The 17,001-nt window shown below is 49.2% G+C and carries 14 protein-coding genes; 10 read left to right on the top strand and 4 right to left on the bottom strand.

Going from position 1 to position 17,001, the window contains the following annotated elements:
• Positions 1-59: 59 nt before the first annotated feature.
• The 9 genes from thrS (at position 60) to BLQ88_RS02115 (ending at position 10,030) form a co-directional block, all read left to right on the top strand.
• Positions 60-2,003, top strand: coding sequence for a threonine--tRNA ligase (gene thrS / locus BLQ88_RS02155; protein ID WP_090146228.1), 1,944 nt, complete (start codon positions 60-62; stop codon positions 2,001-2,003).
• A gap of 110 nt (positions 2,004-2,113) precedes the next feature.
• On the top strand, positions 2,114-2,671 hold the full coding sequence (infC, locus tag BLQ88_RS02150; protein WP_083769047.1) for a translation initiation factor IF-3: 558 nt from the start codon (positions 2,114-2,116) through the stop codon (positions 2,669-2,671).
• Between the two features lie 134 nt (positions 2,672-2,805).
• A complete protein-coding gene (rpmI, locus tag BLQ88_RS02145) occupies positions 2,806-3,000 on the top strand; it encodes a 50S ribosomal protein L35 (protein WP_015810726.1) in 195 nt (64 codons plus the stop codon).
• Between the two features lie 102 nt (positions 3,001-3,102).
• On the top strand, positions 3,103-3,447 hold the full coding sequence (gene rplT / locus BLQ88_RS02140) for a 50S ribosomal protein L20 (RefSeq protein WP_015810727.1): 345 nt from the start codon (positions 3,103-3,105) through the stop codon (positions 3,445-3,447).
• A gap of 93 nt (positions 3,448-3,540) precedes the next feature.
• Positions 3,541-4,056: a hypothetical protein gene (locus BLQ88_RS02135; protein WP_090146226.1), complete on the top strand. Its 516-nt coding sequence runs from the start codon at positions 3,541-3,543 to the stop codon at positions 4,054-4,056.
• Between the two features lie 110 nt (positions 4,057-4,166).
• Positions 4,167-6,713 (top strand): phosphocholine-specific phospholipase C, encoded by a 2,547-nt coding sequence (locus BLQ88_RS02130; RefSeq protein ID WP_090146224.1) that lies wholly within the window; start codon positions 4,167-4,169, stop codon positions 6,711-6,713.
• A 182-nt stretch (positions 6,714-6,895) separates the two neighbouring features.
• Entirely contained in the window at positions 6,896-8,812 is a 1,917-nt protein-coding gene (dnaK, locus tag BLQ88_RS02125) for a molecular chaperone DnaK (protein ID WP_090146222.1), read from the top strand.
• 187 nt (positions 8,813-8,999) lie between these two features.
• Complete coding sequence (locus BLQ88_RS02120; protein WP_090146220.1) at positions 9,000-9,215, top strand: hypothetical protein; 216 nt, start codon at positions 9,000-9,002, stop codon at positions 9,213-9,215.
• Positions 9,212-10,030, top strand: a complete 819-nt coding sequence (locus BLQ88_RS02115; protein ID WP_090146218.1) for an SDR family oxidoreductase — start codon at positions 9,212-9,214, stop codon at positions 10,028-10,030. Before BLQ88_RS02120 ends, BLQ88_RS02115 begins: the two co-directional genes overlap by 4 nt.
• A gap of 105 nt (positions 10,031-10,135) precedes the next feature.
• Here the strand turns inward: BLQ88_RS02115 and BLQ88_RS02110 are convergent, their stop codons facing one another.
• Complete coding sequence (locus BLQ88_RS02110; RefSeq protein WP_090146216.1) at positions 10,136-12,586, bottom strand: alpha/beta hydrolase-fold protein; 2,451 nt, start codon at positions 12,584-12,586, stop codon at positions 10,136-10,138.
• Positions 12,587-12,787: 201 nt separating this feature from the next.
• Between BLQ88_RS02110 and BLQ88_RS02105 the strand changes: the two genes are divergently transcribed.
• Positions 12,788-13,144 carry a VanZ family protein gene (locus tag BLQ88_RS02105; RefSeq protein ID WP_090146215.1) on the top strand — a complete coding sequence of 119 codons (357 nt, stop codon included), beginning with the start codon at positions 12,788-12,790 and terminating at the stop codon, positions 13,142-13,144.
• Here the strand turns inward: BLQ88_RS02105 and pgi are convergent.
• The 3 genes from pgi to BLQ88_RS02090 all read right to left on the bottom strand — a co-directional run bounded on the left by pgi (position 13,141) and on the right by BLQ88_RS02090 (position 16,979).
• Positions 13,141-14,790 (bottom strand): glucose-6-phosphate isomerase, encoded by a 1,650-nt coding sequence (gene pgi, locus BLQ88_RS02100; RefSeq protein WP_090146213.1) that lies wholly within the window; start codon positions 14,788-14,790, stop codon positions 13,141-13,143. The two genes, BLQ88_RS02105 and pgi, sit on opposite strands and share 4 nt — an antisense overlap.
• A gap of 81 nt (positions 14,791-14,871) precedes the next feature.
• Positions 14,872-15,705 carry a sugar phosphate isomerase/epimerase family protein gene (locus BLQ88_RS02095; RefSeq protein WP_090146212.1) on the bottom strand — a complete coding sequence of 278 codons (834 nt, stop codon included), beginning with the start codon at positions 15,703-15,705 and terminating at the stop codon, positions 14,872-14,874.
• Positions 15,706-15,773: 68 nt separating this feature from the next.
• Positions 15,774-16,979, bottom strand: a complete 1,206-nt coding sequence (locus BLQ88_RS02090; protein WP_218132878.1) for a heparan-alpha-glucosaminide N-acetyltransferase domain-containing protein — start codon at positions 16,977-16,979, stop codon at positions 15,774-15,776.
• Between the last annotated feature and the right edge of the window lie 22 nt (positions 16,980-17,001).

The following is a 17,001-nucleotide window of genomic DNA, read 5'->3' as shown; positions in this document are numbered from 1 at the left end:
TTTGTGTTTTGCGGCCTGCCGCATTGCCATTGAACCATACCACAGAATTATTTTTTTGAATGAAAGACGAGTCTCAAGTAAAAATTACCCTGCCCGATGGTAGCGAACGTTTTTACCCAAAAGGGGTAACCGCTCTCGAAATCGCGCTCAGCATTAGTGAAGGGCTTGCACGGAATGTGATAGCCGCCAAAGTCAACAATGAAGTCTGGGACCCTACGCGCCAGATCACGGAGGACTCCCTGGTAAAACTGCTGACGTGGAACGACGAGGATGGTAAAGCTACGTTCTGGCATTCTTCGGCCCACTTGCTGGCCGAGGCATTGGAAGCGCTGTATCCGGGAGTGAAATTCGGTACGGGGCCTTCGATCGAAAAGGGCTTTTACTATGATGTAGACTTGGGCGGACAGACCATTTCGCAGGAAGATTTCCCGAAAATCGAAGCGAAAATGCTGGAACTGGCGCGCCAGAAAAACGAATATATCCGCAAGCCGATCAGCAAGGCGGAAGCTTTGGAATACTTTACCAAAAAAGGCGACGAGTACAAGCTGGAACTGATCGACGGGCTGGAAGACGGCTCCATTACATTATACGAGCAAGGTGGGTTTACCGACCTTTGCCGTGGACCGCATATTCCGAATACCGGTTTCATCAAAGCCGCGAAACTCACCAACATCGCGGGTGCATACTGGCGTAACAAGCAGGAAAACAAGATGTTGACCCGCATCTACGGCATTACTTTTCCAAAACAGAAAGAGCTGGAAGAGTATGTGACCCTGATGGAAGAAGCAAAAAAACGTGACCACCGCCGCCTCGGCAAGGAGTTGGAGCTTTTTGCATTCTCTGAAAAGGTAGGACAAGGTTTGCCATTGTGGCTGCCGAAAGGTGCCATGCTGCGCGAGCGCTTGCAGGCATTCCTGAGCAAGGCGCAGTCGCGCGCGGGTTACACGCCTGTGGTAACGCCTAACATCGGTAGCAAGGAACTGTACGTCACTTCGGGGCACTGGGAAAAATATGGCAAGGATTCATTCCAACCCATTAAAACTCCGAACCCGGGCGAGGAGTACCTGCTGAAACCGATGAACTGCCCGCATCACTGCGAGATCTATAAAACCTCTCCCCGCTCCTACAAGGACCTGCCATTGCGGTTCTCGGAGTTCGGAACGGTCTACCGTTACGAACAAAGCGGTGAGTTGCACGGGCTCACACGCGTACGCGGGTTCACCCAGGATGATGCGCACATTTTCTGCCGACCGGATCAGGTTAAGGAGGAATTCGTACGGGTGATCGATTTGGTATTGTATGTGTTCAAATCGCTTGGATTCGACGATTACAGCGCGCAGATTTCGCTTCGCGACCCTAATGATAAGGTTAAATACATCGGAAAAGACGAAGATTGGGAACGTGCCGAGAATGCGATCGTCGAAGCCGCTGCCGAGCGAGGTCTTAAAACAGTGACAGAGCTGGGCGAAGCTGCATTCTACGGTCCGAAACTCGACTTTATGGTGCGTGATGCATTGGGCCGCAAATGGCAGTTGGGAACTATCCAGGTCGATTACCAGATGCCGAAGCGCTTCGGTCTGGAATACACCGGTTCCGACAACCAGAAGCACCAGCCGGTAATGATCCACCGTGCACCGTTCGGATCTATGGAGCGTTTCATTGCAATTTTGATCGAAAACACTGCGGGCCAGTTCCCATTGTGGCTTTCACCCGATCAGATTGCGATCCTGCCGATTTCTGAAAAGTTCGCTGATTATGCGGAGGATGTGTTCTTCCAGTTGCAGGATCACGACATTCGCGGCTTCGTAGATCACCGCGACGAGAAAATCGGCCGCAAGATCCGTGATGCGGAAGTTACCAAGGTACCGTTCATGCTCATCGTGGGCGAGAAGGAGGCTGCCGAAGGCAAGCTGTCTGTGCGCCGTAAGGGTGAGGGTGATTTAGGAAGTATGACGATCGAAGAATTCGCTGCCTTCTTCAAAAAGGAAGCCGCCATTGCTTGATGTTTTTATAAGATTTTAGTATTATTCCAGCAATAAGGCACTATTTTTGTGGAGCTAGTGTTAATTTTTTCGATTTCCACCAAAAACAAAAAAACACCAATACGAATTATATGGCATTACGACCCCCTAGTGGACGGATGAGGATTCCCGAAGAACCTTACAAAATTAACGAACGAATTACAGCAAAAGAAGTACGATTGGTCGGCGAAAACATTGAGCCGGGCATCGTGGATATCAATACCGCCCGCGCGATGGCAAAGGCACAAGGACTTGATCTGGTGGAGATTGCGCCAACCGCAGTTCCCCCGGTCTGCAAAGTAGTTGACTATTCGAAGTTCAAATACGAGCAGAAGAAGAAACAAAAGGAGATCAAGGCGAAAGCGCAGAAAGTGGTTATCAAGGAAATCCGTTTCGGCCCGAACACGGATGATCACGACTTCGATTTCAAATTGAAGCACGCGACCAACTTTCTGAAAGAAGGTTCGAAAGTAAAAGCATACGTGCATTTCGTGGGACGTACGATCGTCTTCAAAGAACGCGGTGTGAACCTTTTGAAGAAATTTTCCGAAGCATTGTCGGAATACGGCAAGCTGGAAATGGAACCGAAGCTGGAAGGAAAGCGGATGACGATCATCCTTGCCCCTGCTCCCGCAAAAGGCGCTAAGTAATACGATTCTTATAGTATAGCGATAGAAAATCGTGTTTTCGGTATCATGCCGGGAACACGATTTTATTTTTTTGTAAAATTTCGCTAATTTTGCGCGCTGTTTTATATTTTATCAACTATTAGTTTTTTTGAATCATGCCTAAAATGAAAACCAACTCTGGGGCAAAAAAGCGTTTCGCGCTGACAGGCACCGGAAAAATCAAACGTAAGCACGCTTTCCACAGCCACATCCTGACCAAAAAATCAAACAAGCGCAAGCGTGGTTTGGTTAAGACTGGTCTGATCGATGAGTCTAACGAGAAGCAAGTATTGGCAATGCTTCGGAAATAATCCGTAAAAGCCAATTCAGAATTAAATTCTGGTTTTTTGTTCAACCCGATAGAAGGCATTCAAGTCCCAGCAGGGCGCCGATTATCAAAAACAGTTTAAATTATGCCACGTTCGGTAAACCACGTAGCGTCACGTGCAAGACGCAAAAAAGTTTTAAAACTCGCGAAAGGCTATTTCGGCCGTCGCAAAAATGTATGGACCGTTGCCAAGAACGCCGTTGAGCGTGGTTTGGCTTACGCATACGAAGGCCGCAAGCAGAAGAAACGTAACTTCCGCGCATTGTGGATCCAGCGTATCAACGCAGGAACCCGTCAGCACGGACTGTCTTACTCTGCTTTCATCGGCAAACTTAATGCAAAAGGCATCGAGCTGAACAGGAAGGTACTCGCGGACCTCGCGATGAACCATCCCGACGCATTCAAAGCGATCGTTGATCAGGTAAAATAAAACAGCATCCCGCCTCTCCGGCGGGATTTTTTTTGCATAAAATTTGGATATTGCAGGCGACAATCAACCATCGTACCTCAAAACCAAATAGCAATGCTCGAACAACTCTTCGACCTCGTACAACAAAATTCCCAACAAGCCGTCGTTCAGAACCCTGCTGTGCCCAACGAGCACAACGAGGAAGTGATGAACACATTGACGAGCTCCATTACCGGTGGTTTGCAGGAGCAGGTACAAAGCGGCAACATCGGCGGATTGATGAGCCTCTTCGGCGGCGAAAGCGGTACTTCGGCGGCTTCGCTTTTAAATAATCCTATTGTAGCTTCCATCGCCACGAATGCAATCGGTGCGATCGTGCAGAAATTCGGATTGAACAGCCAGATTGCCGGCAACATCGTAAACTCGGTGTTACCAGGTGTGCTGGGCGCCGTGATCGGCCAACTGAATGGCGGAGGCGGTGGTAGCAGTGTTGGTAACGGCTTCGACCTGGGTTCCCTCATTCAAACGGGCGGCGGCCTGTTCGGTGGCGGCAGCGACGAGAAAGGCAAACCTGCCTCCGGAGGTGTCGATCTTGGCGGTATGCTGGGCGGCCTGTTCGGCGGAAAGTAATTGCAAAGAATAATTGCGAGATAAAACACGGGCTTTAAAACGATAGTACATTTGCACAAAATGATGTACTATCGTTAAAGCCCTTTTTCTTTTTATAACTCACCTTACCCATGGACTCAAGAAGAGAATTTATCCGGAAAGCCACCATGCTCACAGGAGCAGCCGGATTGTTCAACACCCTACCCGCTTCCATCCAGAAAGCACTGGCCATTAACCCACCCAAGGGCACGACCTGGAAGGACGCGGAGCATGTCGTCATATTGATGCAGGAGAACCGGTCGTTCGACCATTCTTACGGAACGCTCCGCGGCGTACGTGGTTTCAATGATCCGCGGGCCATTACGCTCCCGAACAAGAACCTGGTTTGGCTTCAAACCAATGCATTCGGCGAAACGTACGCGCCGTTCCGACTGAATATCAAGGAATCCAAAGCAACCTGGATGGGCTCGCTCCCGCACTCATGGCCCAACCAGGTGGACGCGCGTAACGCGGGAAAATATGATAAATGGCTCATTGCCAAGCAACCAGGCAATAAGGATTATGCTAAAATGCCTTTGACACAGGGCTTCTATAACCGGGAAGATATTCCGTTTTACTATGCAATGGCCGATGCATTTACGGTTTGCGACCAGAACTTCTGCTCGTCACTAACCGGTACGACACCGAACCGGCTTTACCTTTGGAGTGGCAACGTCCGTGAAAACACCGACCCGAACAAGCACTATGCGAATATCCGCAACGAGAATGTGACCGACGACCGCGAGGCATCCTGGACGACATTTCCCGAGCGCCTGGAAGACAACGGCATTTCATGGCGGATTTACCAGAACGAACTGAGCATCAATACCGGGTTCACGGGCGAGGAAGATGCATGGCTTGCCAACTTCACCGATAACCCGATCGAATGGTTTACCCAATACAACATCCGTTACCACACGGGTTACCAGCGCTATTTAAAGGAACGTCAGCAAATGCTGCCGGGTGAAATAGAACAAGCGCAGGCGAACCTGAAAACGCTCTCAGGCAAGGAGGCGAATGATCTTGAAAAAGTACTGAAAGAAAAACGTGCATTACTGAAACTGGCGAATGAGGAACTGATCCGTTGGAGTCCTGAAAAGTTCGACAAACTCTCCCAACGTCAGAAAAACATTCACAATAAGGCATTCACAATCAATAAGAATGACCCCGACTACCGGAAGATCACCTCGGTAAAATACAACGATGGAGACATGGAACACGAAGCCAAAGCCCCCATGGGCGACGTGTTGTACCAGTTCCGTTCGGATGTGAAAACCGGCGCATTACCAACGGTTTCCTGGCTCGTAGCGCCCGAAAATTTCTCCGATCACCCGGGTGCGCCCTGGTATGGCGCGTGGTACGTTTCGGAAGTGATCGATATTCTGACTGCCAATCCGGAGGTCTGGAAAAAGACGATTTTCATCCTTTGCTATGACGAAAACGACGGCTATTTCGACCACGTGCCGCCCTACGTCGTACCCGATCCTTACAAAGAGGACTCCGGCGCCGTTTCGGCGGGCATTGATTGCAAGACGGAGTTTGTGACTTTGGAGCAGGATATGCAGAAGAAAAAGAAGGAAGAGTGCCGCGAAAGCCCGATCGGACTCGGTTACCGCGTACCGCTCATCATCGCTTCACCCTGGAACCGGGGCGGGAATGTGTGCTCGGAAGTCTTCGACCATACCTCCATTTTGCAGTTTCTGGAAAAATTTGTGAGCTTGAAATCGGGTAAACAGGTTAAGGAAACAAACATTACGGAATGGCGTCGTACCATTTGCGGCGACCTTACCTCTACTTTCACACCGTACGACGGGCAGGAAATCAAACTGCCAACCTTCGTGGAAAGGACGGAGTTTATGGAAAGTATTTTTAATGCTAAGTTCAAAAAACTTCCCAACGGTTATAAAGCATTATCCAAGAGCGAGATCGACGAAGTGAACGGCAATCCGCTAACCTCTCCTATTTTACCGAATCAGGAAAAAGGTACGCGGCCTGCATGCGCCATCCCGTATGAATTATATGCCGACGGCGCATTCAACTCTGCCAAAAATGCATTTGAAATTAAGCTGGAAGCCAAAAATGGCATATTTCAGGACAAATCTGCCGGTTCGCCATTTATCGTGTATGCCCCGGGAAAATACAAAAATGAAAATGTGAAGGTTTGGAATTACGCGGTAAAAGCCGGCGACGCCCTGACAGGTTCGTTCCAGCTCGCCGATTTCGAAAATCAGCATTACCATTTAAAAGTATACGGCCCGAACGGATTCTTCCGTGAGTACAGCGGCGACAAGGAAACCGGCTTTTTGAAAATAGAATGCGCCTACCAGCTCGACCGTAGTAAGAAACCGACCGGACATATCGAATTGAAAATCAGCAACCTGCATCCGAGCCAAAAGGCCGTCTTAAAGGTAACCGACAATGTTTATGGCGCTGCCGTTCAAGAAATTACGCTCGAAAAAGCCTCCGCAGGGGTAAAATCGCGAAAGAATACGGTCTTGAATCTCGCCAAAAACTTCAACTGGTATGATTTCACAGTGGCAATCGAGGGTGTCGAGCATGTATTCTCCCGGTTTGCCGGCCACGTCGAAACCGGTACCGCCAGCCAGAGCGACCCGTTCATGGGCCAAACGATCAGCTAAACTATTCCCGGTGTCAGGCCATAAACAAGCCTGACACTTTGTCATTCGGGTTTTGTGCGAAAGATTCTGGTACGGGCTTTTTAATAGAACTCCCAGTGACCGACGAAAAAGTGCCCCCGGCACAAACGGTAGGCGGTCCGAAAGTCCAGAATCAAATCATACTTAACTTATAAAATAGAACAATGGGAAAAATTATTGGCATAGACTTAGGAACAACGAACTCCTGCGTGGCTGTCATGGAGGGTAACGAGCCGGTTGTAATAGCCAACAGCGAAGGTGCCCGCACTACCCCTTCCGTAGTTGCATTCATGGATAATGGTGAACGCAAAATCGGAGCACCGGCCAAACGTCAGGCGATTACGAATCCCAAGCATACTATTAGCTCCATCAAGCGTTTCATGGGTAAAAAATACGATGACACGACGTCTGAAATGAAGACCGTCGCGTACAGCGTAGAAAAAGGCCCTAACAATACCCCACGCATTCCTATCGGCGACCGCCTGTACACGCCACAGGAAGTTTCTGCATTCATTCTTCAAAAAATGAGACAAACTGCGGAAGACTATCTGGGTCAGGAAGTTACCGAAGCGGTGATCACGGTTCCTGCATACTTCAACGATGCGGAACGCCAGGCTACGAAAGAAGCTGGTCAGATCGCCGGTCTGGATGTAAAACGTATCATTAACGAGCCTACTGCTGCTGCCCTCGCTTACGGTCTGGACAAACAGCACAAGGATATGAAAATTGCCGTGTTCGACTTGGGCGGCGGTACTTTCGACGTATCCATCCTTGAATTGGGCGACGGTGTATTTGAAGTAAAATCTACCGACGGTGATACCCACTTGGGTGGTGACGACTTCGACCAGGTGATTATCAACTGGTTGGCCGACGAATTCGTGAAAGACGAAGGTGTTGACCTGAGAAAAGATCCTATGGCATTGCAGCGTTTGAAAGAAGCTGCTGAAAAAGCAAAAGTTGAATTGTCGAGCTCGGCTCAGACTGAAATCAACCTGCCATATATCTTCCCGGTCGATGGTATTCCAAAACACTTGGTTCGTACTTTGACCCGCGCGAAATTCGAGCAACTTGCTGATACACTGTTCCAACGCATGATGGAGCCTTGCAAGAGAGCGATGAAAAACGCGAACTATACGAACAATGATATCGACGAAGTAATCCTCGTAGGTGGTTCTACGCGTATTCCTCGCGTACAAGAAGAAGTTGAGAAATTCTTCGGTAAAAAACCTTCGAAAAACGTTAACCCTGACGAGGCTGTGGCCGTAGGTGCTGCAATCCAGGGTGGTGTATTGACTGGTGAAGTGAAAGACGTACTTCTTTTGGACGTAATTCCTTTGTCACTCGGTATCGAAACATTGGGTGGCGTGTTCACCAAACTGATCGAAGCGAACACTACCATTCCTTCTAAGAAAACGGAAACATTCTCGACTGCCGCTGACAACCAGCCTTCTGTGGAAATCCACGTATTGCAAGGCGAGCGTCCGCAAGCTTCGAATAACCGTACACTCGGCCGTTTCCACCTGTCGGACATTCCGCCAGCACAACGCGGTGTACCTCAAATCGAAGTGACATTCGATGTGGATGCGAACGGTATCCTGCACGTTTCGGCGAAAGACAAAGGAACCGGTAAGGAGCAGAAGATCCGTATCGAAGCTTCCAGCGGTTTGACCGATGAAGAAATCACCAGAATGCGTGAGGAAGCGAAAGCAAACGAAGCTGCCGATAAAGCGGAGCGTGAGAAAATTGAAAAAATCAACGGTGCTGACAGCCTGATCTTCTCGACTGAGAAACAGCTGAAAGAATATGGCGACAAGCTTTCTGACGGCAACAAGTCAAGCATCGAAGCTGCATTGGCAGAACTGAAAACTGCTCACCAGTCTCAGGATCTCACAGCGATCGACGCTGCCTCCGAGAAACTGAATGCGGCATGGCAGGCTTCGGCTCAGGAAATGTACGCACAAGGTGGTGAAGGACAACCTGGCGGCCAGCCTGGCGCTGGTGGCCCGACCGGAAATCCTGGTGCCGGCAACAGCGGTTCGACTGACGACGTGACGGACGTCAATTTCGAAGAAGTAAAATAAGAATGAGATTAGAAAAAGTCCCCGTCCGTTAAACAGATGGGGATTTTTTTTACACGCAGTGTTACATTTTGGGGTGACTTAGCGTATATAATAATAGAAAATCAACCGTTAAATCATTGGCATTGATTTTTTCAAACTAAAACAAATCTTCATCAATCTAATCAAACCACTCAAAAACTCATCTCCTATGGACGCAAGAATCGCATTACCAGAATTGATGTACCTTTCTCCTACTACCCGCGAAAAAGCGGTGGCCATCGCGCAGGAACTTTTAAGATCAACCAACATCTCTCCCCGCGAGGCTGTTTCCAAAGCAATTCTGATTGCGAAAAATTGGGCGGTCAAAAATGTGAATCGCCGCGTTTGGAAAAGATTGAAATCCGTCGAAAAAGAATTGATATGATCGAACTGAAATTCAAAGGTCAGGTCGTCATTGTCACGGGGTCCAGTTCCGGAATCGGGAAAGCTTGTGCATTACATTTCGGCAACAACGGCGCGCATGTAGTGGTGAATTACAGTTCCAATGCAGCAGCCGGTCAGGAAGTAGTCGACGAAATCGCAGCCAATGGCGGCACCGCGATTCTGGTGAAAGCTGATGTGAGCAAGGAAGAAGACGTTAAGGCATTATTTGCCGAGACGGTCAACCAGTTTGGACGCGTCGATGTACTCGTGAGCAACGCGGGTCTGCAAAAAGATTCACCGTTTCTGGAAATGACTTTGGAGCAATGGCAGAAGGTCATCGACGTTAACCTGACGGGCCAATTCCTCGCATGCCGGGAAGCCGCAAGGCAATTTATCGCTCAACAACAGGCAGTTACGGAACCAGAGCACAGCGAACTGGCTATCGGCAAGATCATACTCATGAGCTCCGTGCATGACGTAATTCCCTGGGCGGGCCACGTAAACTACGCGGCTTCAAAGGGCGGGATCATGATGTTCATGAAATCCATTTCGCAGGAGCTTGCGCCACACAAAATCCGCGTGAACTCGGTAAGCCCCGGGGCGATCAAAACACCGATCAACAAGGAAGTGTGGTCAGACCCAGCCAAATACCAGGACCTCCTGCACCTGATTCCCTACAAACGGATCGGTACTGCGCAGGATGTCGCCAAGGCAGTCGCCTGGCTGGCATCGGATGACTCGGATTATGTAAATGGCGAAACGCTATACATCGACGGCGGGATGACATTATACCCCGAGTTTGCGGATAATGGCTAAGTCTCATTGATACTCGAAACTACTGGTTGTCAAATACATAGTACTGTAAACAAAAAAACGTCAGGTTTCCCAGCCTGACGTTTTTGCATTATACTATTTTGACCACTACTGAGTCACGAACTCGCCCTTTTCCACCGACCAATCGTTTCCGAAAAAGCCGGACATCTTCACTTCTTTGATTCCGTCCTTCAACATATTGGCTGAAAAAATCATCAAATCCGGGAAGCCGCTGCCGCCGCTGAAATACTGATTTGCATTCGCTGCCTGAAAACCGGCCTTACCCGTTCCTGAAATCACAGTGACGGATGCAGTTTTACTATCCGAACGTGGATAGATGAAATATGCCGCCAGGTTATTACCCGCAAACTGCTTTCCGCCCACATCAATTTTGCCGCTGGTTACTGTTACCGGGCAGTTTTTCAACACCTTATCCCAGGCTAGGTTAGTGCTTTTATTACCGTAAAGAATCACTCCGCGATCCTTAAATTGCTGTGGATCAAAGTCTTTGTCCGCAACAATATCCACTGCGCCATTACCCCGGTAGTACCAGGATTCCGCGTCGAAAGTCGCTTTCTCGAACGCCCACGCCTTTTCGTCCGCGCTGCCGCCTGTTGCGTACACGTACACCATCCGGTTCCGGAATGCATCTTTCAAAGTACCGCTTCGCTCCGGATTCTTTTCAGTTGTAGCGGGAGCAGTCGCCAGTTTCCAGCCACCATCGTTTTTAAGGTAAATCGTCTCATTACCCTTCACTTCATATTCAACCGGCGTCTTTCCGTCCAGCACAATTTTGATTTTCGAACCAGGTGCGAATGCTCCGAGATCCACCGAAAGCAATGCTACATTCTCGGTAGTACCTTCAATTTTCAAATCCTTCTTGCTACTCGCAAGTTGGATTCGGCTGTATTTCAATGCATTAAGCTGCTGATGCACGCCCGCCCAACGCATACGCGCGGAGATACCAGGGTTCGCAGTTTTGAAATCAATGGAAGTGACAGTGCTGTCTTTTGGAATAGCATGCCAGCTGAAAAAGTTGAAGATTGGCGGCCAGTCTACACTAATATCTCCGTACCAGTGCTCGCCGCCGATGTGCTCGTAGTAACTGAAATCGCGGTGGAATTTTCCGAGAATGTCACGCATCTGACGCGCATAGATTACGGGCACGGTCCTGTCCGCATCGCCATGCGCGATGTACACGCCGAGACTTTTGTAGTTGGATGTCAATGCCAAAACATTGCTTGGATTGCTGGCTCTCAGCAACATGGCCTCGATCGGCGAACCGGCACTATCGGGGATCACACCGTCATGCGAGCCGTAAGATGCCAGGGTCGGGTAACCTGCTGACGGTGCAATCGCCGCCCATTTCTCCGGGTAAGTCGCTCCCAGGAACCAGGTACCATGTCCTCCCATGGAGTGACCGGTCAGATATATACGCGACGGGTCCGGATTGTACTGCTTTTTGGAAATGCCCAATACTTCCAATGCATCCATCCTACCCCAATCTTCCCAGTTGAAGCCACGCGGACGGCGGTTCGTCGGCGCTACGAGTACTCCCCAATCTTTGGGTTTGTACGCACGCGCCTGGCTAATCGCCTGAACCTCTGCACCATGCACGGAGAAAAATAACGCCGGCTGCGTATTTGAATCACCTTTGATTTGTGGAGAAACCGCATAGTATTGCACACTGCCGTCCAGTTCACTTACAAATGTGCGGCTGTATTGCTTGCCTGCCTCGACCGACTGGATCGAAATTTTCGACTGATCGGCCATCTTGCCATTTTGTGAAAGGCTGAACGAGACTTCATTTTTACCAACGCCCGTCACACCACTCGCATTGATGAGCACAGCCACTTTGCGCAATGTCATGGCCGGAACCGATGGAAGTTTGGTAACAATGTCCTTCCCGGCAACAGTCGTTTTCATTTCCAGTCCGGTCAGTGCCTTTTTAGTCATGTTAGAAACTACCACGCCTGTCCAGAGCGAATCATTTTTGAAACCGGGAACCACATCGGAAATTGTAAGATCCTCTGTATTAATGGTTACGGGCTTTTCAGGAAAAGTCAGATTAGCCGTGATGCCGCCGAAACGGCCGAAGCGCGCAACACGGGCGTAGATTTCATTCCTCCCTTTTTTCAGAACCACGGGCAAATGCATCCAGCCATACCGGTACATGTCGCCTCCCCGCGGCACGCCATTCAGGAAAATCATGTCCTGCCCGGTGATCGTCAGAATCGCATTCTGCTCTTTTTTGGATTCGTAGGTCAGATAAACATATCCGTTCGAAAATGCGTCGCCGCGAAAACGGTGGGTGGAATCCGCTTTTACTTTTTTCCATTTGACCTCCCCTGCTTTCGCATCGGTCAATAAAATACTTCCTTCTTGTGGTTTGAGTGTACCTTTGTAAAGTTGGTAAGCGAGCTGATCGGTGTACAATGCTTCCCGCCCATATTGGTGGCATGGCCCCACCGCCAACCCTTCCTCAAAATGATAGGTTGATTGTGCCTGGTTTTGAGAAAAAACAAATAATAAAGAAAGCGTCGCAAAAATCCTTTTCATCGAAAGAGGTTTAGTGATTTGATAAAACTAAACTTAATAAAAAATATTAATAATGAGTACACTAATTTTTAATTAACTCAAAATTCTATCAAAATGCGCCCCTTAGTGGCTCAAATAGCCCTTTTTCAGCGCTGGCGCAATCAGAATTCAAAAAATGTCTCGTAACTTCCAGTATACAATTTCAATAATCACACCTTAAAAATGTTACAATCTACCTCTCGATTTATCGCTCAACGTCAATGGATTATCTGGTTTTGGAGTTTTCTAATCTTAGTTGCGTGCACATGGCCTGGCAAAGATCTGCCTGCCGCACCGACCGTAGGTTTCGATAAATTTGTCCACTCGGGACTCTTTACGGTATGGGCGATTCTCGCGCTGATTATTTACCCTGAAAAAAGCCGTTTGGTGGTGGGATTGGGAATGGCTTACGGGCTTGGGCTGGAATTTTACCAACAGCTTCTGCCATTTGACCGCACTTTTGACTGGTGGGATGCCGTGGCAGATGCTGTTGGTGTATTAATCGGGTATGCTTTTACAAAACTGGTGTTGAAAAACTAGCGCCAGCGTTTGTACTGGTTGATCAAACCATTGGTCGAGCTGTCGTGATTGGTAACCGGCCAATCATTTTGCAGCTCCGGATAAATCTTGTTAGCAAGCTGCTTGCCGAGCTCAACACCCCATTGGTCGAAACTGTAAATGTTCCAGATGATACCTTGTACAAAAATCTTGTGTTCGTACATTGCGATCAGGCTGCCCAACACTTTCGGGGTAATCTTCTTCACGAGGATGGAGTTGGTAGGACGGTTACCTGAGAAAACTTTGAACGGCGCGATCTGTTCGATCTCCGCATCGCTTTTTCCGGCAGCTTTCAATTCCGCACGAACTTCCTCGTCCGTCTTTCCATTCATCAATGCTTCGGTTTGCGCGAAGAAGTTGGATAGTAACATTTTGTGGTGATCACCCAGCGGGTTGTGGCTCACAGCCGGAGCGATGAAATCGCAAGGGATCAGCTTGGTACCTTGGTGGATCAGCTGGTAGAATGCGTGCTGGCCATTGGTACCCGGCTCGCCCCAGATCACCGGACCAGTTTGGTAACCCACAGCCTTGCCGTCGCGGCCGGTGCTTTTTCCGTTACTCTCCATATCACCTTGCTGGAAGTAAGCCGCAAAACGGTGCATGTACTGGTCATACGGAAGGATCGCCTGCGTTTGCGCATCGAAGAAATCGTTATACCAGATCCCGATCAATGCAAGGATCACCGGAATGTTGCGTTCCAACTTCGTGGTACGGAAATGCTTGTCCATGTCGTGCGCGCCCGCGAGCAGCTGCTCGAAATTCTGGAAGCCCACATAGCAAGCAATCGACAAACCGATCGCCGACCACAACGAGTAGCGACCTCCTACCCAATCCCAGAAGCCGAACATATTTTCAGGATCGATCCCGAATTTCTCCACCTCGGTACGGTTGGTCGAAATCGCGACGAAATGCTTTTTCACATGATTTTCGTCCGACGCTTTTTCCAGGAACCAGCTCCGCGCGCTGTGCGCATTCGCCATCGTTTCCTGGGTAGTGAAAGTTTTCGAAGCGATCATGAACAAAGTCGTTTCAGGGTTGAGCGACTTCACAGTTTCCGCAATGTGCGTGCCGTCGACGTTTGAAACGAAATGTACGTTCAAGCCATTCTTGGCGTAAGCCTTCAATGCCTCGGTCACCATCACCGGGCCCAGGTCACTACCGCCGATACCGATGTTCACGATGTCGGTAATTTCTTTTCCGGTGTAGCCCTTCCATGCACCCGAGCGAACGCGCGTTGAAAAATCTTTCATTTTCGCGAGTACCTCGTTCACGTCCGGCATTACGTCCTGGCCGTCGACCAATACGGGTTCGTTAGACCGGTTGCGCAATGCGGTGTGCAAAACGGCACGTCCTTCGGTCGCATTGATTTTCGCGCCGGTAAACATTGCCTCGATCGCCTCTGCCAGACCAGCCTCTTCGGCCAACTGCACCAGGTACGAGCGCGTGCGTGAGGTAATGCGGTTTTTGGAATAATCCAGCAATATGTCCCCGAAACGGATGGAGAACTTTTTATGACGGTCGGTGTCTTCCTCGAAAAGAGCTTTTAAATGCTTTTGCGAAATGGTTTTGTGATGCGTTTTCAGCTTTTTATAAGCCGCCAACTGATCAAAGGGGACGTTTGAAAGCATTGTTTCTGGCGTTATGGTAAAAAATCAAACCTTGGTAATGCAAAAATAGGGTTTTACGGCACTTAATGCGTGTTTTTTGGATTAACTAGCCTGGCAAACTCCCCGGAAATATCCGACCGACTCGGCGATACCGGCCAGTGGTTCTTTCATATCTTTCTCATATTCAAGGCTGCATGCCCCGGTGTATTTCACTTTACGCAGCATTTTGACAAACGCAGGAATATCAATAATTCCGCGTCCCAATTCGCAGGTTTTCCCGTCTTTGGTTGCAGCCGTCACGTTTTTGAGGTGAATATCGAAAATGCGCTTACTGTATTTGCCGAGATCGGCTACCGAATCCTGGTTGTCGCGTCGGTTGTGGCCCATATCGAAACACAGTCCTACCCGCGGGTCAAGGTCCTTCACGTGGTTGTAAACCGAGGTCGCATTGGGATACAGTTTATCCTCCGGCCCGTGGTTATGGATCGCGTAACGGATATTGGTTTCCTTCACTTTCTGCTCCACATATTTCAGGTCGTCGTGGTTAGGAATGCCGACGATCAAATCCACACCCACCCGCTTGGCATAGTCGAATGCATTGTCGATGTCCTGGTGGGTTTTGGTATAAATCGGCCCGACTGCGTAACCGGTCACACCGGCATCTTTCAGCTTTTGATGAAATGCCATGATCTGCTCGGCGGTGCTGTTGTAGGGCAAATGGAAATCTTTGATACACAAATAGTGAACATCTGTCTTCTTCATCATTTCAAGCGCTTCGTCGAGTTTGAAATGCACAAAACTGTAACCCGCCATAGCCAGCTTGAAAGTATCTTCTTTTTTAGCCGGAGCCGCGTTGCTTTTTTCCGGAAGCGAAATCATACTACCGGCCACCAGCCCGGCGATGCCTTTTTTGACAAACGTTCTTCTTGAATTCATTCTGTTCAAATTAAATTAATTGCTGTATACGTAAAAGACGAAGACTCGCGGATTTACCACCAAACTTTTCAGATTTTAAGTTTAATTCCAATGCGGTTGATGGCGCCCGTCAGCAAGATGACCAGCAGTGAAAAACAGGCGGACTTAACGAGGCCGATCCAACCCGTGCGCAAATACAATGGGAGGCTGATACCGGCCAGCGTGATGACTGCGTACCATATATAAGGAATAAGGTAGCAGGTCAAAGTGGCCGTGCCCGCCGGCTTGATCACATTCGCCCAGTTTTTGATTTTTTGTAAATCAACCAGCCAGAAAAGAAACGCGAATGCGACAAAACTGATCCCCGAGCATATGCCTACCCAGGCCGGCGTAGCCCTGATTTTAGAAATACCCCAAAAAGGCCGGGTACCAAAACCGTAAGCCAGGCATATCAACCCGAGCACGATCAGCATCACAAGATAGGTTTTGCCCACCGCATTCCGCCCGGCATTATTCCGGTAAATCACCGATGCCACAACGCCACCCATCACAAAAGCGGGCATCGAGCCGCTTCCCACGATCCATACATATTTTTCAACCGGATCCAGAAATCTCAACACTCCGGAAAAGTCGGCCAGATTGAAAAGTACAAAAAGTAGCCAGCCGCCCACTGCCCACGCGAGGCGGTCGCGGGTGACCACGTACGTGAGCGCGCCCAGCAGGTACGACCAGCCGATAAGACCCAGGATTCCATACCAATGCGTCTCCATCCATGACGGGTTTTCAGCATCGCCGCCTTTGTAGATCACGGCCAAACCTGCCAGCAGCACGTAGCCCGCCACTTTCAATGCGGTGTAAAGTCCTTTCTTTGCAGGGGTCAACGGGTATACATTCCAGATCAGGAAGAAGGCAATTACCATCCCAATCTCCCACACATGTTTACTGACCACCATCGCCCCGCCCGCGATATTTTCATAATTCACGATGAAGATACCCATGAGCAGCAATGCAAAAGTACGTTCCGCAATGTGCCTGATAATCAATGCATTTGAGTCACCCTTTTTCCGACGATTCGCGATGGCGAAGGGAATGGAAAGGCCGACGATAAAGAGAAATCCCGGAAAAACAACATCCGACAGACCCATGGCATCTTCGGCGGCTTTGCTGTGTTCGAGCCAGTGAGGAACGTCTTGGAGCGACCAGAGATCGTTCACAAAAATCATTAAAAACATGGTCACCGCCCGGAAAACGTCGATCGAATCCAGGCGAAGCGTGGGGGAATAAGGGGGCATCATCAAAGTTTTAGGTTTAGGAGAA

The sequence above is a fragment of the Dyadobacter soli genome, assembly GCF_900101885.1.
Classification (GTDB): Bacteria; Bacteroidota; Bacteroidia; order Cytophagales; family Spirosomataceae; genus Dyadobacter; species Dyadobacter soli.
This window is presented reverse-complemented; position numbering and strand designations above follow the sequence as displayed.